The organism is Mycolicibacillus koreensis, assembly GCF_002104795.1.
Taxonomy (GTDB): Bacteria; Actinomycetota; Actinomycetes; order Mycobacteriales; family Mycobacteriaceae; genus Mycobacterium; species Mycobacterium koreense.
In genome coordinates, this window is record NZ_NCXO01000055.1 from 1 (window position 1) to 22,317 (window position 22,317).

23 protein-coding genes are annotated in these 22,317 nt (G+C 70.2%); 3 read left to right on the forward strand and 20 right to left on the reverse strand.

The genetic code is table 11. The annotated features are described in order from the left end of the window. Positions 1–75: 75 nt before the first annotated feature. The 4 genes from B8W67_RS17685 to B8W67_RS17700 all read right to left on the reverse strand — a co-directional run bounded on the left by B8W67_RS17685 (position 76) and on the right by B8W67_RS17700 (position 4,140). On the reverse strand, positions 76–1,479 hold the full coding sequence (locus tag B8W67_RS17685) for an HNH endonuclease signature motif containing protein (protein WP_069393289.1): 1,404 nt from the start codon (positions 1,477–1,479) through the stop codon (positions 76–78). Between the two features lie 156 nt (positions 1,480–1,635). Continuing rightward, positions 1,636–2,091 (reverse strand): MaoC family dehydratase, encoded by a 456-nt coding sequence (locus B8W67_RS17690; RefSeq protein WP_069393290.1) that lies wholly within the window; start codon positions 2,089–2,091, stop codon positions 1,636–1,638. A 4-nt stretch (positions 2,092–2,095) separates the two neighbouring features. Further along, a complete protein-coding gene (locus tag B8W67_RS17695; protein WP_085305361.1) occupies positions 2,096–2,917 on the reverse strand; it encodes an acyl-CoA thioesterase in 822 nt (273 codons plus the stop codon). Then, on the reverse strand, positions 2,914–4,140 hold the full coding sequence (locus B8W67_RS17700) for a CoA transferase (RefSeq protein WP_085305363.1): 1,227 nt from the start codon (positions 4,138–4,140) through the stop codon (positions 2,914–2,916). Before B8W67_RS17700 ends, B8W67_RS17695 begins: the two co-directional genes overlap by 4 nt. A 189-nt stretch (positions 4,141–4,329) precedes the next feature. Here B8W67_RS17700 and B8W67_RS17705 point away from each other — a divergent pair, with 189 nt between their 5' ends. Next, complete coding sequence (locus tag B8W67_RS17705) at positions 4,330–5,319, forward strand: esterase family protein (RefSeq protein ID WP_069393292.1); 990 nt, start codon at positions 4,330–4,332, stop codon at positions 5,317–5,319. A gap of 59 nt (positions 5,320–5,378) precedes the next feature. Here the strand turns inward: B8W67_RS17705 and B8W67_RS17710 are convergent, their stop codons facing one another. The 4 genes from B8W67_RS17710 to B8W67_RS17725 are packed head-to-tail and all read right to left on the reverse strand — an operon-like array spanning position 5,379 to position 10,651. Continuing rightward, the gene (locus tag B8W67_RS17710; protein ID WP_069393318.1) at positions 5,379–6,353 is read right to left on the reverse strand and encodes an NADPH:quinone oxidoreductase family protein; all 975 of its coding nucleotides are present in this window, start codon (positions 6,351–6,353) and stop codon (positions 5,379–5,381) included. Positions 6,354–6,401: 48 nt separating this feature from the next. Beyond that, complete coding sequence (locus B8W67_RS17715; protein WP_069393293.1) at positions 6,402–7,724, reverse strand: maltokinase N-terminal cap-like domain-containing protein; 1,323 nt, start codon at positions 7,722–7,724, stop codon at positions 6,402–6,404. Between the two features lie 7 nt (positions 7,725–7,731). After that, on the reverse strand, positions 7,732–9,510 hold the full coding sequence (gene treS, locus B8W67_RS17720; protein WP_085305365.1) for a maltose alpha-D-glucosyltransferase: 1,779 nt from the start codon (positions 9,508–9,510) through the stop codon (positions 7,732–7,734). A gap of 13 nt (positions 9,511–9,523) precedes the next feature. Beyond that, positions 9,524–10,651, reverse strand: a complete 1,128-nt coding sequence (locus tag B8W67_RS17725; RefSeq protein ID WP_069393295.1) for a S1C family serine protease — start codon at positions 10,649–10,651, stop codon at positions 9,524–9,526. Between the two features lie 168 nt (positions 10,652–10,819). On the opposite strand from B8W67_RS17725, the gene B8W67_RS17730 reads away from it, so the two are divergent. Next, positions 10,820–11,614 carry a HugZ family pyridoxamine 5'-phosphate oxidase gene (locus B8W67_RS17730; protein WP_085305367.1) on the forward strand — a complete coding sequence of 265 codons (795 nt, stop codon included), beginning with the start codon at positions 10,820–10,822 and terminating at the stop codon, positions 11,612–11,614. Positions 11,615–11,616: 2 nt separating this feature from the next. After that, positions 11,617–12,111, forward strand: a complete 495-nt coding sequence (locus tag B8W67_RS17735; RefSeq protein ID WP_085305369.1) for a hypothetical protein — start codon at positions 11,617–11,619, stop codon at positions 12,109–12,111. 2 nt (positions 12,112–12,113) lie between these two features. On the opposite strand, the gene B8W67_RS17740 is transcribed toward B8W67_RS17735, so the two are convergent. From B8W67_RS17740 to B8W67_RS20995, 12 genes are all read right to left on the reverse strand, one after another. Beyond that, the gene (locus B8W67_RS17740) at positions 12,114–12,578 is read right to left on the reverse strand and encodes a hypothetical protein (RefSeq protein WP_234806812.1); all 465 of its coding nucleotides are present in this window, start codon (positions 12,576–12,578) and stop codon (positions 12,114–12,116) included. Beyond that, positions 12,575–13,174 (reverse strand): hypothetical protein, encoded by a 600-nt coding sequence (locus B8W67_RS17745; protein ID WP_372507505.1) that lies wholly within the window; start codon positions 13,172–13,174, stop codon positions 12,575–12,577. Before B8W67_RS17745 ends, B8W67_RS17740 begins: the two co-directional genes overlap by 4 nt. A 22-nt stretch (positions 13,175–13,196) precedes the next feature. Continuing rightward, positions 13,197–13,862, reverse strand: coding sequence for a hypothetical protein (locus B8W67_RS17750; protein ID WP_085305371.1), 666 nt, complete (start codon positions 13,860–13,862; stop codon positions 13,197–13,199). Positions 13,863–13,893: 31 nt separating this feature from the next. Continuing rightward, positions 13,894–14,853, reverse strand: coding sequence for an MlaD family protein (locus B8W67_RS17755; protein WP_069393299.1), 960 nt, complete (start codon positions 14,851–14,853; stop codon positions 13,894–13,896). After that, positions 14,850–15,848, reverse strand: coding sequence for an MlaD family protein (locus tag B8W67_RS17760; RefSeq protein ID WP_174254750.1), 999 nt, complete (start codon positions 15,846–15,848; stop codon positions 14,850–14,852). Before B8W67_RS17760 ends, B8W67_RS17755 begins: the two co-directional genes overlap by 4 nt. Continuing rightward, on the reverse strand, positions 15,845–16,924 hold the full coding sequence (locus tag B8W67_RS17765; protein WP_085305373.1) for an MlaD family protein: 1,080 nt from the start codon (positions 16,922–16,924) through the stop codon (positions 15,845–15,847). Before B8W67_RS17765 ends, B8W67_RS17760 begins: the two co-directional genes overlap by 4 nt. Next, entirely contained in the window at positions 16,918–17,835 is a 918-nt protein-coding gene (locus tag B8W67_RS17770) for an MlaD family protein (RefSeq protein ID WP_085305383.1), read from the reverse strand. Before B8W67_RS17770 ends, B8W67_RS17765 begins: the two co-directional genes overlap by 7 nt. Positions 17,836–17,873: 38 nt before the next feature. Further along, a complete protein-coding gene (locus B8W67_RS17775) occupies positions 17,874–18,884 on the reverse strand; it encodes an MlaD family protein (protein ID WP_085305375.1) in 1,011 nt (336 codons plus the stop codon). Continuing rightward, positions 18,881–19,918, reverse strand: coding sequence for an MlaD family protein (locus B8W67_RS17780; RefSeq protein ID WP_109561827.1), 1,038 nt, complete (start codon positions 19,916–19,918; stop codon positions 18,881–18,883). Before B8W67_RS17780 ends, B8W67_RS17775 begins: the two co-directional genes overlap by 4 nt. 7 nt (positions 19,919–19,925) lie before the next feature. Next, a complete protein-coding gene (locus B8W67_RS17785; RefSeq protein WP_085305377.1) occupies positions 19,926–20,726 on the reverse strand; it encodes an ABC transporter permease in 801 nt (266 codons plus the stop codon). Further along, on the reverse strand, positions 20,726–21,586 hold the full coding sequence (locus tag B8W67_RS17790; protein ID WP_069393303.1) for an ABC transporter permease: 861 nt from the start codon (positions 21,584–21,586) through the stop codon (positions 20,726–20,728). The genes B8W67_RS17785 and B8W67_RS17790 overlap by 1 nt, the downstream gene beginning before the upstream one ends. A gap of 248 nt (positions 21,587–21,834) precedes the next feature. Further along, positions 21,835–22,317, reverse strand: a 483-nt coding sequence (locus tag B8W67_RS20995; RefSeq protein WP_476738877.1) for a PPW family C-terminal domain-containing PPE protein, incomplete at its 5' end; no start/stop codon positions are given.

The following is a 22,317-nucleotide window of genomic DNA, read 5'->3' on the forward strand; positions in this document are numbered from 1 at the left end:
CATCCCGACACACCCCAGTCCCAACGCACACAACGCAATCCGACCTCAGAGCAACCGCTCATCGGTGGATTGAGGCTAAGAGGGCTCGTCATCCTCGTCGTCGGGATGACCGCCGCCGGTCTCATACAGCAGCTTTTCCGGGTGGTGGTAGCGGTTGACGCGGGGCTGGCCGTGGTCCAACGTGGCGGGCGGAATGGTTTCGACGTCGTCATGACCATTTTTGCGGGTGTCCCACCCGTCGTCGAGGAGCCGGTGGTGCGGTCGGCAGCGCAGGGTGAGCTCGTCGGCGTGGGTACGGGGTTGCCGGGAGTACGGGGTGATGTGGTGGACCTCGGTGAGGTTGGCCGGCACCGGGCAGCCCGGATGGGTGCAGCCACGCTCGGTGGCGTAGAGCAGCAGGCGCTGCGCGGCGTTGGCCAGACGCCTGCCGTGATAGAGGGCCAGCGGTTTGGCCCCGTCGAACACCGCCAGGTAATGGTGGGACCGGGCGGCGAGGCCGATCACCTCACTCATCGGCATCCAGGTTCCACCGCCGGTGTGCGCTTTGGCGCCGGTGTTGATTTCGCTGCCCGCGGCGGCTTCCAGGTCGGCGAGCGTGGTGGTCACCACGATCGAGGCCGGCAGACCGTTGAGGTCGCCGAGCTTGCCGGAGGCCAGCATCGCGGTGGCCAGTGCGGTCAGCGCGTCGTGGTTGCGTTGGGCGGCGCTGCGCCGATCGTTGTCGATCGCTTCCTGACTCGGGGTTCCGTCCAGACAGGGCGTGTCATCGTCGGGGTTGGCCATGCCCGGTGCGGCCCACCGGGCCAGCACCGCATCCAGCGCGGCGCGCGCCAGCGGGGTGAGTTCGCCCTTGAGTGAGCTCATTCCGTCACTGTCCTGCTTGCCCAGGACCAGGCCGCGCCGGCGGGACCGCTCCGCGTCGGAGTACTCGCCGTCTTGGTCGAGGCAATCGGTCATCCGGTCGGCGAGCTGTTTGAGTTCGTCGGGCCGGAACCGGGTGGCCAACTCCGCCAGGTGACGTTCGGCCTCTGCGGCGGCCTCCCAGTCGACCTTGTGGGGCAGGTGATGCCAGAACGTGCGAATCACTTCCACGTGGGCGGGGCTGATCGCCCCGGACCGCTGCGCCGTCGCGGTGTGCGGCAGCACCGGCTCCAGCGGCTGGCCGTCGAGGGTGCGGCGCTCGACGAGGTCTTCGGTGTGGGCGATGCGCCCGCGCGCCTCCCCCCGGGTGATGTGCAACCGATCGGCGAGCACCCAGGCAAGCCGGCCACCGAGCTCCTCGGGGGTGGCGTGTCGCAATTCGTCGATCAACGAGTGCTCCAGGGCGGGCAGCAGTCGTCGCCACCGTTCGATGCGGTGCAGCAGGTCCAGCCGCTCCACCGTGGTGAGGGCATCGAGCGGGAGGTCCAGCGCAGCGGCGAGACCCGCGTCGACGGCGTCGCAAGGCCCGTCGAAATCTTCCCGCTGGATCGTACGCATGTTCGAATTATAGGTCGCGGGTCCGACACGAGACCGCCGCGAGGACCGATCTGGGGATGCCTGCGGAACTGGGGATAACTCGGCCCCCACGCCGGTGTGCGCCCGGGGGCGGGCCTGCCGGCTCGTCGGGCGCGGCGCCCTTCCCGGGCGCGGAACTCAGGTCTGGTACCGCAGGATGCTCTCGGCCACGCAGGCCGGCTTCGCTGCGCCCTCCACCTCCACGGTGGTGGCCAGCACCAGCTGGTGGGCCCCGCCACCGAGATCGGTCACCTCGACGACGTCGACCTGGGCGCGCAACCGCGACCCCACCGGCACCGGCGCCGGGAACCGCACCTTGTTCAACCCGTAGTTGATGCCCATCCGGATCCCGTCGACGCGGAACAGACTGTGGTGCAGCCTCGGCAGCAGCGCCAGGGTCAGAAAACCGTGGGCGATGGTGGTGCCGAACGGCCCGGCGGCCGCGCGCTGCGGGTCGACGTGGATCCACTGATGGTCGCCGGTGGCATCCGCGAACAGGTTGACCTGCTCCTGGCTGATCGTCATCCAGTCACTGGTGCCGATCGACGCGCCCTGCAGCGCCGCCAGTTCACTGATCGATGAAAAAACCCGCATGGGCTCACTTCCTCTCGGTTGGGTGGGGATCTCGGGGGGTCACCAGTCCCTCCTGCACGACGGTGGCGACCCGTCGGCCGTCGGCGTCGGCCAGGGCTGCGGTGATCACGCCGCGCCCCCGGGAGGCCGCCGGTGACGACGACGCCAGCACGTTCCACCGGTCCGCGCGGATCGGGTGGTGAAACCAGACCGCGGTCCCGGTGGTGCCGGTGCGATGAGTGCCGTCCCCCAACGCATGGCCGTGCACCTGCAGCGCGGGATCCAGCCCGTACACGTCGGTGGTGTAGAGCGCGGCCGCGGCGTGCAGCAGCGGATCGGCGGGCAGCGTCACAGTGGCGCGCCACCAGAAGTGCCGGCAGAACTGCATGCCGGCTCCCCTATCGCTGATCCGGATATCCAGTTCCTCCAACGGCATCGCCGGGGCGGACCCAGCCGGCCCGGTCGTCGGCAGGGCCTCCGGTTGCTCGGGCATGTCCGGTGTCGCGCCATGTTCGGGCCCGCCCAGCGGATCGGCGAACACGACCGTCGCGATCGACAGCACCCGCTCGCCCTGCATCCCCAGCACCTGACGCACCGCCGTGGTGCGCCCGTCGGTCAGCGCGCTCACCCGGTAGTCGACCGGGTCGCCAGCCGCGCCTGCGCGCAGGAATTGCAGCTGCAGCGAGACGGGAGGACGTCCGGCGTTCACGGTACGTCCCGCGGCCATCAGCGTTTGCGCGGTGAGCTGCCCTCCGTAGGTGCGTTTGCCGTCCGGCCCCCCACCGGGACCGGTGAAGACCTCGTCGGCGGACGCGGTGACATCGAGCAGCTCTTCCAGGCGGCTCATCGCTCAGTCCCCGTTGCGACGATCCCGTCATCCACCAGCTCGCCGATCTGTTCGTCGGACAGCCCCAGCAGCCCGGAGAGCACCCTCGCGGTGTCGACGCCCAGGGTCGGGGCGGCGGCCGCGGGGGAATGTTCGCCGTCGATCGCCAGCGGCAGCCCGGCGGCGTGATAGGCCCCCACCCCGGGCTGGTCGAGGACGGCGAACAGCGGGTTGGCGGTGACCCGCGGCCCTGCGGCGACTTCGGCGAAGCTGCGGTAGCGCTCCCACAGAACGGAACTCGCCGCCAATGCGGCCTCGATGGCGGCTGCGTCGTTGCGGTGAAACCAGTCCGCGAACAATCCGCCGAGAACGTCTCGGTAACGGAACCGAGTGCCTTCCTCGGCGAAGTCGACTGCAAGCGCTTCGGACAGGGCCGCAACGGCTTTGGTGGCTCCGGTGAGTTCGGCCAGCTCGCGGAAATGCCGGCCGGTCAACGCCACCACCATGAAGTCGACGCCGTCGGCGCTGGTGAATGTCTGTCCGTACTGGCCGTAGACGTCGTTGCCGAAACGGCTGCGTTCGTGGCCGGTGACCATCGGCTCGGTCAGGTATCCCAGCGAACCCGCGGTTGCCAACGCGACGTTCTCCAACGCCAGGGCGATCCTGCTGCCCTCGCCGGTGCGCTCCCGATGACGCAGCGCCGCACTCACCCCCAGCGCGGTGTACAGCCCGCACGCCACATCCCAGGCCGGCAGCACATGGTTGATCGGGCCACCGTGCTCCACCGGCCCGGTCACCAGCGGGAACCCGACCCCGGCGTTGACGGTGTAGTCCACCCCGGTGGTCCCGTCGGCACGTCCGGTGATCTCGACATGGATGAGATCGGGTCGCCCGACTGTGAGTGAGTCGAAGGAAAGCCACTGGCGGCCAACGACGTTGGTGATCACCACCCCGGCGGCAGCGATCATGTCCGCCACCAGCTCTTGCCCGCCGGAGGAACGCAGATCGACTGCTACGGAGCGGATGCCCTTGTTCAACCCGGTCCAGTAGATGGAGGTGCCGCCGTCGGCGAGCGGCCAGCGGTGGTAGTCGGCGGGACCGGTGATCGGGTCGACGCGGATGACCTCGGCGCCGAGTTGGGCCAGCGTCATCCCGGCGAGCGGGACGGCGACGAAACTGGCGATCTCGATGATCTGCACCCCGGCCAGCGGGGCTGCCGCAGCGGGGTCGGCGTTCTCGGTCATGGTGGGCATCCTCCCAGATAACGACTCGGTCACGCGAGGGTTCTGCTCCGACTCCTAATCGTTAGCTAACCGCGATGCGCCCCAACGGCGTTGCCACGGCGGCGAAGCGGCGTGATCGTGTTTGACTTCCGACGAACAACAAAACGACCGCGGTGACGCGGCGGATGAAAGTTGGGATGGATAGGGAAAATGAAGTTCATTGAGAAGTTGCGAGGCGCAGCCACCAGGTGGCCACGCCGGCTGACGATCGCGGCGATCGGCGCGGCACTGGTGCCCGGCATGATCGGCGCGGTCGGCGGTACGGCCACCGCGAACGCGTTCTCCCGGCCCGGACTGCCGGTGGAGTACCTGCAGGTGCCGTCGGCGTCGATGGGCCGTGACATCAAGGTCCAGTTCCAGGGCGGCGGCGCACACGGTGTGTACCTGCTCGACGGCCTGCGCGCCCAGGACGACTACAACGGCTGGGACATCAACACCCCGGCGTTCGAGGAGTTCTACCAGTCGGGCCTGTCGGTGATCATGCCTGTCGGTGGGCAATCCAGCTTCTACACCGACTGGTACCAGCCGGCCTGCGGCAACGACGGTTGCCAGACCTACAAGTGGGAGACGTTCCTCACCCAGGAGCTGCCCACCTACCTGGCCGCCAACCACGGTGTCTCCCAGCAGGGCAACGCCGCGGTCGGGTTGTCGATGGCCGGTGGTTCGGCGCTGACCCTGGCGGCCTACCACCCCGAACAGTTCCCCTACGCCGCTTCCCTGTCGGGCTTCTTGAACCCGTCGGAGGGCTGGTGGCCGACGCTGATCGGGCTGGCGATGAGCGACGCCGGCGGATACAGCGCGAACGCCATGTGGGGTCCGTCCAGCGACCCGGCGTGGAAGCGCAACGACCCGATGGTGCAGATCCCGCGTCTGGTGCAGAACAACACCCGTGTCTGGGTGTACTGCGGCAACGGGACGCCGAACGAACTGGGCGGCAACGATCTGCCGGCGAAGTTCCTCGAGGGTCTGACGCTGCGCACCAACCAGACCTACGAGCAGAACTACCTGGCTGCCGGAGGCACCAACGGCGTGTTCAACTTCCCGCAGGACGGGACCCACGCCTGGCCCTACTGGTTCCAGCAGCTGCAGGCGATGAAGCCGGACATGCAGCGCACGTTGGGCGCCACCCCGGCCACCTGAGCCCATCCCACGCATCGGCGGCAGCGCAATCCAGCGCTGCCGCCGATGTTTTTTTGCGGTCAGTCCCGCACGCGTAGCACCACTTTGCCGGTGGCGGTGCGGTTCTCCAGGGCGGCCACCGCGGTGGCGGCCTCCTCCAGTGGGTAGACGACTGGGTCTGGGGCGGGTAGGCGCCCGGTGGACAGCAGATCATGCAACTCGTCCCACTGCTCGCTCAGTGCACCCGGGTGGGTGCCCGCCCAGGCGCCCCAGCCGACACCGACCACGTCGATGTTGTTGAGCAACAGCCGGTTGACCTTCACGGTCGGGATCTCCCCGCCGGTGAACCCGATGACCAGAAGCCGGCCCGCCGGCGCCAGGGAGCGCAGCGAGTCGGTGAACCGGTCCCCGCCCACCGGGTCGACCACCAGGTCCACTCCGCGGCCGCCGGTCAGCTCCTTGACGGCGTCTTTGAACCCGTCGGCCAGCACCACATCGGTGGCGCCGGCGGCGGTGGCCACTGCGGCCTTCTCCTGGCTGCTGACCACCGCGATCGTGCGCGACGCTCCCAACACCGGCGCCAACCGCAGTGCAGAGGTGCCGATCCCCCCGGCCGCGCCGTGCACCAGCACCACCTCACCGGGGGCGAGTCGCCCACGCAGACGCAGCGCGAAATGCACGGTCAGGTCGTTGAACAGCAGCCCCGCCCCGGCGGCGAACCCGATGCCGTCCGGCAGCGGGAAGACCCGGTCGGGGCTGAGCGCGGCCACCTCGGCCATCCCACCGGCGAGCATGCTCAGCCCGACCACCCGGTCGCCGGGGCGAACACCCGCGCCGTCGGGGGCCGAGCGCACCACCCCGGCGACCTCCGCGCCGGGGATGAACGGCGGGTCCGGCCGATACTGGTAGAGACCGCGGGTCAACAGCGCGTCGGGGAACGCCACCCCCGCGGCGTGCACGTCGACCACCACCATCCCGTCGCCGCCGGGTTCGTCGACCTGCTGGATCTCGATGCCCGTCGGTCCGTCGAGCCGGGTCACCACTGCCGCACGCATCGTCACGTTGTGCACTCCTTCTGTCGAGTTGTTCTGTCGAGTTGGGTTTCAGCCCACCAGCCGGGCGATGGCCTGGAGGGGGATCGGGAGCCAGCTGGGCCGGTGGCGCGCCTCGTAGCCGGCCTCGTAGACGGCCTTGTCCAGTTCGTAGGCGGTGAGCATCGCCGCGAAATCGCGCGGATCGGATCCGGATTCGGCGGCATAGCCGTCGCAGAACGCGGTCCGGTTGCGGGCGATCCACTCCTCGGCGCGCACCGCCAGCTGTTTGTGCGACGTGGAGTCCAACAGCGGCTCATGGGCGGCGTACTCGTAGGAGCGCAGCATCCCGGCGACGTCGCGCAGCGCCGAGTCCGGGGCGCGGCGCACCGGCAGCGGTTGGCCCGGCTCGCCCTCGAAGTCGATGAGCAGCCACCCCTCCGGGGTGCGCAGTACCTGCCCGAGATGCAAGTCGCCGTGGATGCGCTGCACCTCGATCGGTGCGTCGGGGAGGCGCCGGAACCGGTCGGTGGCGGCGGCGACGTGCGGGCGCAGCTCCGGAACGGCCTCGGCGGTCTCGGTCAGGCGCTGCACGGCGGCGTCGACCGGGAACGGCTGGCGTCCGACCCCGAGTTGATCGGCCAGGGTGGCGTGCACCGCGGCGACCGCCGCGCCGAGCCGGCGGGATTCGGCGGCGAAGTCACCGCCGACCTCGTGGGCGTAGAGGTCCGCCTCGGCGAACAGGTCGCGCACGCTGGCGGTGGCCATCGCCCATCCCTCCGCGGAGTTGGCCGCATACTCGGCGACCATGCCCAGCGGGGTGGGAACCCCGGCGGCCATCAGCTCGTAGGAGCCGAGCAGCGGCGCCACGTGCGGGCTGCCGGCCCGGGCGAGCACCCGGTTCAACTCGATGTCGGGGTTGATGCCCGGGTGCAGCCGACGGAACACCTTGAGGATCGCGTCCTGCCCGAAGATGACGCTGGTGTTGGACTGTTCGGCCTCACTGACCCAGGACCGCTCCCCCAGCGGCAGCGCGCTGTCGGGTTCGGCGGTGAAGTCGATGCGATCCAGGTCCGCGCTGCGGGCCGCCGAGGAGTCGATCAGCTCCAGCAGGAACGCGGTGACCTGCGGGTCGTAGAGACCGTCGTAGCCGGTGCGACCGTCGTCGGCCCCGATGAGCGCGACGTTGTGGTACTCCGGCGGCGGTTCGGCGTCCCAACTGACCAGCACCTGGTAGCGCTCGGCGAACCCGTCGGCGTAGTCCACCTCGAGCAGCACCAGATCCAGGTCGTCGCGGAGCGCGATCACCTGGCCGGGGCGGGCCGCGGTCAGCTCGCGGGTGCGTCCGGCGTACCAGCGTTGACCCACCAGCCAGTCGGCGAACGGCAATTTCATCGGGGATTCACCCCTCCCCTTCGGATTCGGTGAGTTGGAACCAGTAGAAGCCGTGGCCGGGCAGCGTCAACAGATACGGCAGTTGCCCGATGCGCGGAAACGGCACGTGCCCGGTGAGCTCCACCGGGGTGTAGCCGGCCCAGTGCTGCAGGTTCAGTTCGATCGGCTGCGGGAACCGGGACAGGTTGTTCACACACAGCACGGTGTCGCCGGGCTCGTCGTCGTCGTGTTCGCGCACATAGGCGAGCACCGACGGGTTGGACCCGCCGAGTTCGCGGAACGCGCCGGTGGCGAACGCGTCGTAGCGCCGCCGCACCGCCAACATGGTGCGGGTCCAGTTGAGCAGCGAGGTGGAGGTGTCGCGCTGGGCTTCGACGTTGACCGCCTGAAAGCCGTAGACCGGGTCCTGGCAGGGCGGCAGGTACAGCCGGCCCGGGTTGGCGGTGGAGAATCCGGCGTTGCGGTCCGGCGTCCACTGCATCGGGGTGCGTACCCCGTCGCGGTCGCCGAGCCAGATGATGTCGCCCATGCCGATCTCGTCGCCGTAGTACAGGATCGGCGAGCCGGGCAGGCTCAGCAGCATGGCGGTGAACAGTTCGATCTGGCTGCGGTCGTTGTCCAGCAGCGGCGCGAGTCGCCGGCGGATGCCCACGTTGGCTTTCATCCGCGGGTCCTTCGCGTACTCGGCGTACATGTAGTCACGTTCGTCGTCGGTGACCATCTCCAGAGTCAGCTCGTCGTGGTTGCGCAGGAAGATGCCCCACTGGGCGAGCGCGGGGATCGGCGGTGTCTGGGCCAGGATGTCCGAGATCGGGAACCGGGATTCGCGGCGCACCGCCATGAAGATCCGCGGCATCAGCGGGAAGTGGAACGCCATGTGGCATTCGTCGCCGCCGCTGGCGGGGTCACCGAAGTACTCGACGACGTCGGCGGGCCACTGGTTGGCCTCGGCCAGCAGTACCCGCCCCGGGAATTCCTCGTCGATCACCTGTCGGCAGCGTTTGAGGAAGGCGTGGGTCTCCGCCAGGTTCTCGCAGTTGGTGCCCTCCCGCTCGAACAGGTACGGCACCGCGTCCAGCCGGAACCCGTCGATGCCCAGGTCGAGCCAGAACCGCAGCACGTCGAGCATCGACTCGGCGACGGCCGGGTTGTCGTAGTTGAGATCCGGTTGGTGGGAGAAGAACCGGTGCCAGTAGAACTGGCGGCGCACCGGGTCGAACGTCCAGTTGGATTCCTCGGTGTCGACGAAGATGATGCGGGCGTCGGCGTACCGGTCGCTGGTGTCGCTCCACACGTAGAAGTCGCCGTAGGGGCCGTCGGGGTCGCGGCGTGACTCCTGGAACCAGGGGTGGGTGTCGGAGGTGTGGTTCATCACCAGGTCAGTGATGATCCGGATGCCGCGACGGTGCGCCTCGTTGAGCAGGGTGACGAAGTCGTCGACGGTGCCGAACTCGGGGAGCACCTTGTAGAAGTCGCGGATGTCGTAGCCGCCGTCGCGCAGCGGCGAGTCGTAAAACGGTGGCAGCCACAGACAGTCGACACCGAGCCAGGCCAGATAGTCCAATTGCTCGGTCAGCCCGCGCAGGTCCCCGATGCCGTTGGCGTCGGAGTCGTAGAACGCCCGGACGAGCACCTCGTAGAAGACGGCCCGTTTGAACCAGGTGGGATCGGCGGGAAGCGCCGTGGCACTGTCGAAATCGTCGGCGCTGGGATGTTCGACGACACCGTCGGCGACATGGCTGCCGACGGTGGGAGCGTCGTGTCCTGGGCCCGTGCCGCTGCTCACACCCGCATCGTCGCTAACCCGCCGGGCCGACCGCGAGGATGACGGTGGCGCTTTGTTCACCGCCCTGCAGGCTGCGCCAGCGCAGCTCGACGGAGTCACCGGGCTGGTGACGGTCGATCACGCGGGTCAACGCCGTGGCCGAATCGATCGACTGCCCGCCCAGCGACAGCAAGATGTCCCCGCGGCGGATCCCGGCCTGCTCGGCGGGGGTGTTGTTGAGCACCTGCACGATCTTGGCGCCGCCGCCGTTGCTGTCGACCACCCCGATTCCGAGGAACGGGGTCGCCCCGATGTGGACGGTGTCAGAGGAGTTGCCCGACCGGATCTGGTTGGCCACCGCCATCGCCTGGTTGATCGGGATGGCGAACCCCTCCCCGCCGGGCTGGGCCATCTTGTAGTTCTCCGACGCGGCGGTGTTGACCCCGATCACCTCGCCGGCGGCGTTGACCATCGGCCCGCCGGAGTCGCCCGGGCGCAGCGCGGTGCTGGCCCGGATCATCCCGGTCAGCGTCTCCGACGCGCCGGTCAGGTCGTCGGAGGCCGAGACGGTCTGATTGAGGGCGGTCACGGTGCCGGGCACCGCGCTGGGGGTGCCGCCCTGGCCGCCGGCGTTGCCCATCGAGATGACCCCGTCACCGACGCGCACCGCATCGGAGTTACCGATGGTAGCCACCGGCAGCCCGGTGGCGCCGCGCAGCTTGATCACCGCGATGTCGTGGGTGCGGTCGTAGCCGAGGATCTCGACGTCGTAGCTCTGCTGGTTGGCCACCGACATCGCCGACACCTCGGTGGCCCCGGCGATGACGTGGTTGTTGGTCAGCACCACGCCGCTGGGGTCCAGCACGATGCCGGTGCCGGCGCTGACCGCGCGCGCGTACCCCAGTTGGGTGTTGATGTTGACCACCGACGGGCCGACCTGCGCCACCGCGGCACTCGGGTTGAGCCCCGGAGCATTCGGCGGCGGCGGGTTGCCCGGTGGGACATCGGCATCCAACGACGGCGCCGGGACCGGCGGTGCGGGTGGCGGGGGCGGATCGGCCAGTGCCGGCCCGCTGCTCACCACCAGCCCGACGGTGGCCGCCACCGCGAGCACCCACATCGGTACGCCCAGCCCCCCGGCCCTGCGGTGTAGTCCGCTCATCCCCTTACCTTCCGCTCGGGTGCGCTCCCGGGTACCGGTCGGCGATTCCGGGTGAGGCCGGCGACCGGCCCGGTGGTAGGCGCACTGCCTGTGAGGATACGTGGCCGGATCGACATAAGGGCCGGTGGCGGCGATTTTTCCTGGTCGATGAGCCGCTAGGGTCAGCCCATGGCCTCTTCCGACCACGGCGACCCGGGCGATGGCCCGTCGGTGCCGCCACCGCTGACCGACGTCGTCAACAGCGCCCGGCCCTCGCCGGCCGAGGAGGCCCGCACGGTCGCTGCGTCCACCAACGCCGCGACGGTGGCGACGCTGACCGTCGACGGGGACCCGTGGGCGTCGCTGATCACCTACGGGTTGCTCGACGGCGACCCGGTGCTGTGCGTGTCGCGGTTGGCCGAGCACGGCCGCAACCTCGATCGTGACCCGCGGGCCAGCATCGCGGTGGTCGCCCCCACCGCGGTCGTCGATCCGCTGGCCAGCAGCCGGATCACGCTGGCCGGGGTGGCGCAGAGGCCGACCGGGCAAGACGCGTTGGCCGCGCGGGCGGCGCATCTGGCGGCGGTGCCGGCGGCCAAGTACTACATCGACTACAGCGATTTCTCGCTGTGGGTGTTGCGGGTGCACCGGGTGCGCTGGGTCGGCGGCTACGGCCGGATGGATTCGACGACCGGCGCTGACTACGCCGCCGCCGCGCCCGACCCGATCGTGCCGCACGCCGACCGGGCGGTCGATCACCTCAACGCCGATCACGCCGATTCGCTGTTGGCGATGGCCCGCGTCCTCGGCGGGTACCCCGACACGATCGAGGCGGTGTGCACCGGCGCCGACCGCTACGGGCTGGACCTGAAGGTCACCACACCGCGCGGGGTGGCCTATACCCGCGCCGGCTACGCCACCCCGATCGACCGCCCCGACCAGTTGCGCGCTGCGGCGACCGAACTGGCCCGGCGGGCCGAGTAGCCGTGCACTCCCGCACCGTGCCGGCGGCGGTGTCGGCTGTCGCGGTGTTGGCCGTCGCGGGGTGGGCCGCTTCGGCGGCTGCCGCCCCGGATGCGGGCCCGTGGCCCGACACCCGCTACTTCGACCGTGTGGACTCCGCCGAGTTCGTGGTGCCCGGTGCCGACGGGCGGTGGTTCATCGCGGCCACCGGGCAGAACTGCGGGATCTGGGGGCCTGGCAGCGTGGCCTGCGCCGGTGACATCCCGGGGGCACCGCCGGGGACCCGGGCGCTCGGCTGGGTGGCCGGCGACCGGTCGATGCACTACGACCACACGGTGGCGGTTCGGATGCCGGCAACCCGGGCACGGGTGGGGCTGGCGCCGCGCACCGTCATCGAACACAACGGCACCACCTGTGCGGTCACCGCCGAAACCGGGACCTACTGTGAGCGCGGCCCGCTGCGGTTCCTGCTCACCCCGGCCGGATCGTGGCTCACCCCGCCGTGGATGGACATCTGAGCTCACCGACCGGCCAGAACCGCCACCACCAGCACCCGCTCGCCGTCGGCGGTGCGAAGCACGCTGGTCCCGATCCGGTCGAAGGAACAGACGCCGATACTGGTGTTGCCTTGCAGCAGAACACCTTTGATGGCGGTGGCCGTATCAGGGCCGAAGCCCTGCAACTGGATCGCGGTGCCCGCATCGCCGCCGAGTTCACGCAGCACCGCCAGCGGGTCGTCGACGGGGACGTGGCGGGCGGTGTGTTCGAGATAGTCGCGGGTGGACTGATTCGACAGCGTCGCGACACGCTCCACCGTCGGGTCGCGGCGCAGCGGTCCACACGAGGTGCCGTCGCGCACCGCGGCGATCGCCGCGGCGAACTGGGCATCGGTTCCGCCGTCGGATGCCGGGTCGGCGCCGGCCGGTCCCCCACCGGCGAGCACGGCGGTGACGGCGGCGGCGAGCACGGCGGCGCGGGCACTCATCGGCACACGTGGGAACGGTTGATCCGGCTGCCCCAGTATTGGACTCGGCGCATCGACGGTCCGGTGAACCAGGCCGGCTGGTGGGCCTTGAGGCCGCGACCGACGTTGTACAGGTGCTGGTGGAGAAGGTAGAAACTCTCACCCTGGTACAGCGGGAAGTAGTTGTCGCCGACGTAGTCCTTCCGCTGGGTGAGCGCCTGCGCGCGGGGGGCGAGGAAGTCGACCGACTGGTCGATGTTGGCGGCGACGGCGGCGGCGTGCTCGGGCACGTCGTCGACCGACCAGTCGCCGTTTCGGGTGATCAACTTGATGTTGAACCGGTCGATCTGCTGCATCAGTTCGTCGTACTGCTGGGTGTACCACTGGCACATCTCCCGTTCGGCGGTGATGTCGGCGTCGGTGACGTACTGGCGCGACTGGTCATAGGGGAACGGGAATTTCGGTTCCCAGTCCGACGGGGCGGGCACCACCACCGGCAGCGGCGGGGGCGGCGGCTCGTTGCCGACCGGGTCGGGTGGGTCGGCCACGGCCGGCGTGGCGCCCACCGTGACGGCGACCAGCCCGGCGATCAGCCCGGCGATCACCGAGACCAGCATCGCCCGCCGACGCACCCCCGGGCTACCGGGTGCCGAGCACGGCATCGATACCTCCCACATCGGTGATCTGCCAATCCTGCCCGCGGTCGAGGGTGATGCTGTAGGTGGCGGTCGACTGCAGACCGTCGGGCGCCTGGGTGGTTTTGGTGAACACGCTGACGAACGCGTCCACCACATAGATGTCCGCGCCTTTGCGGTCCCCGCCGCCGTTGTGGGAACGCACCACCGCCGCCAGCGGTTTGGCGGTCGACTCCCACTGCAGCGGGGTGAGGATCTGTTCCATCGATTCGGCCGCGTCGGTGAGTTTGGCGCTAAGCTGCGGGGAGGTCCCGGCCACCAGGTCGTTCTGCCAGGTTCTCAGGTCGCGGAAGTCCATCCGTGCCGCCCCGACGGCGTAGTCGAGCGCGACCTGTTGGGCACGTTCGTCGTCGCGCGCCTGGCTGGTTTCGGCCGCCAGGTCACGGCGCGCTCCCCAGTACAGAACTCCCAACACCACGACGAGCACCGTGAGCACCCCGATGACCCCGGCGCGCACCAGGGTCGCCAGCGGCACCGACACCTGTCGCGGCAACGTGTCGGTCGACGCGGTCGCGGCGGCGCGGGTTTCGGTGGCGCGGGTTTCGTCGGCCAGGGTTTCGTCCGTGTCGGTGTCCGTGTCGGTGAGAGCGTCGGTGTCGGTGTCGGTCACGAGAAGTCCTTTCTCCGTTCGGGATCGCCGGTCAGCCCGGGGGGTCGGCGGTGACGTGCAGGGTGATGGTGCCGTCGGCGGGCATGCCGACCAGCAGGTTGTCCAGAAGGCGGGCGGTGTCGAAATGGGTCAGTGCGTCGCTCATGGCGCGGGCGTTGGGCAGCAGGGTCTCGGCGAGCACCTTGATGTCCGGTGCGCGGGTGTCGAAGAACGCCTGGATGCGGTTCAGGTAGGCGGTGAACCGTTCCAGGTTCTCCGGGGAGCCCGCCAGCACCAGGTTCATGGCGTTGCCGAGCACCTGCTGCATGTTGGCGCCGATACCGCCGAGCTGCGGGCCGATCTCGGCCAGGGCGGGGCCGACGAAACCGGCGTTGCGCAACAGGATCTGGATGTTGTCGACCAACTCCGCACCGCGTCCGTCCAGTGTGGAGACCTCGCCGTGCAGCAGCGTCGCGGCGCGGGACAGATTGGGCAGCACGGCATCGGGGTCGGCCAGCGCGATGTCGGCTTCGGTGACGATGCGCGACAGCCTCTCGGGGTCGGCTTGCTGCAACAGTCGCCCCAGTGCGATGGCCAGGTCGGCGATCGACATCGGCCGGCGCACCATCTCGGCGTTCAGGCGCTGACCGTCGGCGAGCACGGGGCCGTCCGCGGTGCGGGGGAACAACCCGATCACGGCCTCCCCCAGCGCCGACAGGTTGTCCAGGCGCACCACGGTGTCGGCCGGGATCGGGTGGGCGGCATCGACGTAGAAGTCGACGGTGACTCCCTCGACCGTCGGGTGTACGGCGGTGACCGCACCCACCGGCACTCCGCGCAGCAATACACGGGAGCCGGTGACCAGGCCGTTGAGGTTGGTGACGACCATCGACAGCTCGGTCCGCGCGGCCGGTGGGCCGGTGCGCACCCCGAGTGCGGCGATGTAGCCGAGCGCGCCGACGACGATCACGGCGAACGCCACGGCGGTGGCGATGCTGCGCAGAGCTCTCACGGCACCGCCCCCAGCATCCGCAGCACGGCTTCGACGTCGCCGGAGAGTTCCTCGCCGTCGGGGCCGACGATCGAGGTGATGTTGATCGCCGGGTATTTGTCCTCGGGGAGAAAGTATTCCAGCAGGAGCCGACGCCACCGCGGGTATTCGTCCTCGACGGCCCACTTGGTGTCCTGCACCGCGCCCGCGGCCGCCGCCATGTTGGTGAGCATCGGCACCAGCCAGAAGCCACCGGTGTAGACACTGCCGATCGAGGGGATCATCACACCCAGACGGGCCAGCACCTGGGTGGTCCGGTCGAGGCCGAGCATTCCGGCGGGGGTGAACCAGCCGGCGATCTGGGCGCGTTTGTCACCCAGGACCGCCGCGGTCTGCGCCAGCGCGGCCAGGGTGAGATCGGCGGACTCGAGGTTGTCGGCCAGTTCGGCGAGGTTGTGGCTCGTGGATGCGATCACCTCCGCGAGGGGACGGTCGCTGGTCTCGGCGATCTGGTTGATCCGGATTACGGTGTTCTGGGTGCGCTGAATGGTGCCGCTGGCAACGAAGTTGGCCAAATTGGCGATGGTGTCCTCGATTTGGGCCGGGGCCGTGGTCTGTGCGAGCGGCACGATCGCACCCGGGGCCAGTGGGGCGGCGTCGTCGCCGGTTCGCTGCAGCGCCAGGTAGATGTCCCCGAGCACGGTGGCCTGCTGCAGCACCGCCTGTACGTCGGCGGGCACCGCCGTATCCGGCTTCAGGCGGGCGGTGACCATCACGCGGTCGTCGGCGAGCTCGGCGGCGGTGACGGTGCCGACCCGCACCCCGTCCATCACCACCGCGGCGCGGTCGGGAAGGTTCAGCACGTCGGCGAACTCGAAGGTCAACTCGTAGCCGTCGGGTGTCCCGCCCGGTGCCGGCAGCGACTCCACCCGCAGCGCCGCGCACGACGCGGTGACGACGGCGCTGAGCACCACCGCCAGCAGCGTGCGCAGCGGGTGAATCCTGCGGCGGGTCATCGGTGGCTCGCCTCGGTCAACACGTACTGCAGCAGCGCGACGTCCACCGCGTAGGGGGTGCCGGCGACGTCGGCGCAACTGCCCGGTACGCGGGCGTTCATCTGCCCGCACAGCAGCAGACCGTTGGGGGTGCGGATGCGATACAGCGGCGGCCGCCACTTCAGTTGTAGACCCTGGTCGCTGAACCGGTCGCCCACTCCGGCAAGCCAGCCCGGGATCGGGCTCAAGATCCCGGCGATCGCGGTGGCGTGGGGGCTGAGTTTGCGCAGCGCCACCGAGACGGTGTCGAGCACCTGCTGGGTTTGGTCGCCGAGTTCGCGTTCCAGGTCGGCGATCATGCCGATCATCAGCGGCAGCACCGCGGTCATCCGGCGCATCCCGTCGGTGGCGACCTGAAGGTCGGCGGTGGTGACGGAGGCGTCGAGCAGCACCTGTTTGAGAGTGTCACGCACACCGGCGATCTCGGTGGTCAACCGGGCGAAATTGGTGACGATCGACCCGGTGTCGCTGATCGCCCGGTCGGGGCTGTCCAACAGCGCCGACAGGCGGGTGGCAACCTCCGCCGCGCGTCCGCCCTGCCCGCCCAGCGCCCGGTCGAGCGCGGCGACGGTGTCGGCCACGTTGCCGGAGCCGTCTGGGCTGACCGTGTCGAGGAACTCACCCATCGACTGCACGATCTGCGACAGGCTCTTGGGGGTGGCGCTGCGTTCCAACGGGATACAGCTCGCGGCATCCAGTGTGGGTCCGTCGGTGTAGTTGCCGACGAGTTCCAGGGAGCGGTCGGCGAGCACCGACATCGACCGGATCACCGCCCTGACGTCGGCGGGCACGGCCCGGTCGACGGTGACGGTGAAGTCCACCCGGACCTCGGTGGGCTCGGGGCTCACCGCGGTGACCGTGCCGATCCGGTAACCCATCTGGGTGACCGGGTTACCCGGGTAGAGCCCGATTGCGTCGGGCATCAGCGCACACAGCTTCTGGTCGTCGGCGCCGGTGCGCAGGGCGCACGACGACACCGGCGCCACCGCCACCAGGACCGCCGCCGCGACCGCCGCCCACCGCGCCCGGATCAGCATGGCTGCCCCGGCACCGGGATGCACAGGTCGGTGGCCAGCAGCAGCGGCGCAGCGTTCTGGGCGTCTAGGACCCGCTCGATCTTGTTGCGCACCCGGCGCAGGCCGCGCACCACCAGGCCGTTGCGGTCGGCCCAGGTCTGCACGATCGCCTGCCAGTTGCGCACCTTCTCGACGAACTTGTCGCGGTGCCCGGCGTAGAACTCTCCGACGACGCCCACCGACTCCAGCAGGTCGCCCATCCCGGCCAGGGCTTGGCCGAACCCCGCGGAGTACAGCACCAGGGTCTGTTCGATGACGGCGATCTTGCGCAGCAGTCGGGTGAGTTCGGCGGTGTGGGCGCTCAGAGCCGCGATGTACTCGTCGGAGATGGCGAGGATCGCGGAGAGCTGTCCGCGTTGCTGTTCGACCGCGTCGGCCAGCCCCGTACCGGCCTCCAGCAGTGCCGACACCGCTTCGACGTTGTCGCCGGCGAGTCCGCGCTGCAGTTTGTCCAGCACATCACGGATCGGTGCGGGCTCCACCCGGTCGGTGACGGCGGCCGCCTCGGAGACGGTGCGGATCAGGTTGTAGGGCATGCGCACCCGCTCCCGTGGAATCGGCTGGGCGCCCAACGGTTTATCGCCGAGTGAGGTGATCGCGGTGTAGTAACCGCCGACGACGGTGCGCATCCGCACCTGGACCTGGGAACGGTCGCCGACGAAGGCGTCGGCGGCGACGCTGGCCCGTACCCGGATCTGGTCGGGCTCGATGGCCAGATCCTTGATGCGCCCGACGGTCACCCCAGCGATGCGCACCGGGTCACCGGGGTGCACGGTGGCCGCGTCGTCGGTGTAGAAGATCACGGCGGTCTGCCCGGGCGGACGCAGGTACATCACCGTCGCCGTGGCCGCCAGCACGCCGATCAGCATCATCGCGACTGCGCCGAGGGCGATCTGGGCGCCCGGTGCCCTCAACGGTTGCACAGCACCACCCGCTGACCGCCCAGCAACACATCGAGGGTTTCGGGCAGTTGGGCCCGCCCGCGCGAACAGGCCATCGGATCCCCCTCGGCGCCGGGGGGTTCGATGTTCTCCCACACCACCGGGATCATCTTGAATCCGTCGAGGGTGTCGTCGAAGTTGGTGATCGCCTTGTCCAGGCCGTCGTCGATGCTGGCACCGGGTTCGATGCCGAGATGGTGCAGAAGCCGCACCAGCGTCCGGGTGAACTGCGGGCCGTAGAGCGCGGATTTGCGGAACTCGTCGAGCACCTCCATCGCGGCGTCGACCGGGCGGTTCGCCCACGTCAACAGCTGGATGAACTCCCGGGAGCGCCCACCGACCGACTCCGAGAGCGCCCCGAGATTGGCCAACAGGGTGCTGATCACCGTCTGGCGGTCGGCGACGAACTCGGCGAGGGCGCGGATGCTGTCGAGCATCGGGGCCAGGCCGCTGCCGTCGCCGGCGAGCACGGTCGCGACATGGTCGGTGAAGGTGTTGAGCTGCTCGGGGGTCAGTGTCGCCAGCACCGGCTGCAGCCCGTTGAACAACGTGGTGACGTCCAGCGACGGCTGGGTCATCGTGGTGGGCAGATGACTGCCGGCGGGCAGTGTCGCCGGGGCGTCCGGCTCGCCGGGTTCGAGCACCGCCAGATAGCGCAGTCCGGTGAGGGCCTGGAATTTGATCGCCACCCGGGTGTCCGGACCGATGCCGAACCGGTCCTCGAGGCTGAATCCGACCTCGGCGAGGCTGCGTCCGGCGTTGCGCACCAACCGGATCGCGGTGACCTTGCCGACCCGCACGCCGCGGACCCGCACATCGGCGTCGAGCGTCAGCCCGGAGGCGTCGGTGAAGTCGGCGCGGTAGGCGCGCGTCGGGGCGTCGACGGGTTGGCGCAGCACGTTGACGATCAGGACGGCCACCACCCCGGCGACCAGTGCGCTGGCCACCAGCCGCCACAGGGCGCCCCGCGGGGTGATCACGGCCCCTCCGCGGCAAGTCCCAGCGGCGCGGCGATGCCGGGCAGGGCATCGAGGGCCAGCCGGACCCGCAGGGCGCGCTGGTCACCGGAGCCCTCATACATCCGCTCGAAGCGGGTGCGCAGTTCCACCAGGGTGGCGGCGATGTCGGGGGCGGTCGCGATCGACGGGATCGGTCCGGTGAGGGTGCGGATGACCTCGGTGAGCGGCAGCAGGTCCTCGACGTGGGAGCCGGCGAGGGTGCCGACGGTGCCGAACAGGCCGGTGGAGGCCAGGTTGACCGTCGCCAGGAACCGGTCGGTGAAGAACTCCGCGGTCATGGTGGGTGCGCTCAGCGGGGTGTCGGCGACCCGGCCGACCAGGTCGGTGGCCCCGTCGACGAACACCGGGGCGGCCACCGTGACCCCGGCGAGGTTGCGCACCAGGTGTCCGGCGCCGACGGTCTGCACCGCCGCGACGGTGTTGGCGACCTGCAGCATCGTCTCGGCCAGCGGCGCGAGCCCGTCGACGTAGCGCCCGGCCCGGTCGAGCACCTCGATCAGTTGCGGGGTCACCACGCCCTCGGTGATCTCCCCGAGCCGTGACAGCAGCGACTGCATGGTGTGGCTGCCGCGCGGGACGAGCGCCAGGTGCATGCCGTCATAAAGCAGTTGGCCGCCGGGCGGGCCGGGGGTGAGATTCACCCCGGTGACCCCGAAATAGTTGGCGGGCCGGAAATCGAGGTCGAGGTGGTCGGTGAGGCCGGCGGTGGGCTCGGGCTGCAGGCGCAGGTTCAGGCGCACTCCGCCGCCGGGACGGGCGGCCAGCGCGGCGACCTCGCCGACCCGGGCCCCGAACATGATCACCGGGGTGCCGGCCTTCACCCCCTGCCCGACGTAGGGGGTGTCGACGGTGAGCGCGGTGAGCGACGCGGCGTCGCGGGTCATCGGCCGGTAGGCGGCCACGGCGGCGCCGAGTGCTACCGCTCCGATCAGAAGCGCCAGCCCGACACGGGTGAGGATCCGGGTCTCGTGGTCGGCGGTGGTGCGCAGCAGCATCGGTCGGCTACCCCGTGAACACGAATTCCGGGCGCAGGCCCCAGATCGACACGGTCAGGGTGAAGTTCACCACCACGATCGCCACCAGGCTGGCCCGAACAGCCCGCCCGGACGCCTGCCCGACTCCGACGGGCCCGCCGGTGGCGAAATAGCCGTAGTAGCAGTGGATCAGCGTCACCACCGCACAGAACACCGCGGCTTTGAGCAGGGAGAACCCGATGTCGGTGGGGGTGAGGAACTGCACGAAATAGTGCTGGTAGGTACCGGCCGGTTGGGCCCGGAAGACGGTGACCACGGTGTCGGCGATGTAGAAGCTGGCGATGAGCACCACGAAGTAGCCGGGGATCAGGCACAGCAGCGCCCCGATGAGCCGACTGCCCACAACGAACGGGATCGGCCGCAAACCCATCGCCTCGGTGGCGTCGATCTCCTCGGCGATGCGCATCGACCCGATCTCGGCGGTCATCCGGCAGCCGGCCTGGGTGGCGAACGCGATGCCGGTCATCAGCGGCGCCAACTCGCGAACGTTGGCCACCCCGCCGACGATGCCGGCCAGCGGCCCGAAGCCGATCATGTTCAGCGTCGAGAACGACTCGATCGCCAGTGAGGCGCCCATCGCCAGGCCCAGGATGAGCAGCACGCTCATCACACCGCCGTCGACCAGCAGCGAGCCGCGGCCCCAGGCCAGGCCGTTCATCGCCTGCAGGATCTGGCGGCGGTAGTGGCGCGCGGTCAGCGGCAGGGTGCCGACCACCTGGGCGGTGAACACCGCCCACTGGCCGCCGGCGCGCAGCACCGCGGTGCCCATCAGGCGATCTCCGTCGGGAAGAACATGGTCTGCAGTTGGGTGATCGCCACGTTGGCGATCACGATGCCGATCACGTTGAGCACCACCGCGGAGTTGACCGCGTCGGCCACCCCGCGCGGCCCGCGACGGGCCTCCATGCCCCGCAGCGAGGAGACCACCCCGACGATGCCGCCGAACACGGTGGCCTTGCCGATCGCGAACCACAGATCGGTGACCTTGGCGAACGCCCCGAACGACATCCAGAAGCTGCCCGGGGTGACATCGTTGACGCCGATGGCGATCAGGTAAGCGGCGGCGACGGCCGCCCCGATGATCACGAAGCACAGCAGTGGCGCGATCAGCAGCAACGCCAGCACCCGCGGCACCACCAACCGGCGCACCGGGTCGATGGCCATGGCGCGTAACGCGTCGAGTTCTTCGCGGACCTGCCGGGATCCCAAATCGGAGGCGATCGCCGCGGCGGCGGCCCCGCCCATCAACAGTCCGGCCGCCATCGGCGAACCCTGCCGGATCACCCCGAAGCCGCTGGCAGCGCCGACCAGCGAGGTTGCGCCGACCTGGTTGACCAGTCCGCCGACCTGCACCGAGACCAGCGCGCCGATCGGGACGGCCATCAGCACCGCCGGGATCGCGGTGACCTTCAACAATGTCCAGGCTTGCACCACCAACTCCCCGACCGGCAGTCGCAGGGTGAGGGTGTCGCGCACGGTGTGGCCGGCGACCGCACCCACCAGGCGCACCCCGCGCCCGACCGTCGCCACCCCGCGGACCGGCGGTGCGGTGACGCGCGAGACCCCGCGCCGCAGGGTGCGCGGCGCGCGGGCGGTCAGGGGCGCGGCGGCGGCGACTACCGGGGCCATCGCTGCACCTCGGGGTGCGGCTCCGCGTCGGCCATGAACCCGTCGCCCATGAACCCATCGACCATGAACACCGTCACCGTCATGGTCGCCGTCCTTGTCTGTGGGGCCCGTGGGGTCTGGGCGGGCGGGCCTCCCGCCGGGGCCTCCTGTGGGGCCCGCCCACCGAGATCGCGTCGCCGCCGGTCCCCCCGAAGACCTCCGCAGGTAAGGCAAGCCTCACCGACGTTGACGGCCACGGTGATATTAACTCACCTGCCGATTTCCCGAAACTCCGAAGGGTCGGTCCGCTCCGGCCAGGTGGCGGGCATCATCGGGATGTTCGCCCCGTCGCCACCGGCGGTGGCGGTGAGCCCCGCCGGCGCTCGGGCCGCCTCGTGGTCGACGGTGCCGACGAACCCGAGCGGCCCGGCGCCGTTGGTCGAGGCGGTGGCCGTCATTGGTTCGGTCTCGGTCTCGGTCAACGTCATGTATTCGTGGCCGTGGCCGCGGCGGGTCGTGGTGCCGCGCCGGCGGCGCGCGCCGCTGCGCCCGAGACGGGAGGCGGCGCGCGCGGCGGCGGCCGCGGCCGCGCCGGGGGCGGGCTGCCGGGCGCTCACCGGGTGGCGGATGGTCGGGCCGGCCCCGAAGTGCGGTCCGTCGGAGCGCACCAGATACCCGGCGATCTCGGCCCCGGTGCCCGCCGACGACATCCCGGCCGCCGAACCCGTGACCGTCGGTGAGCGGCCCCTGGC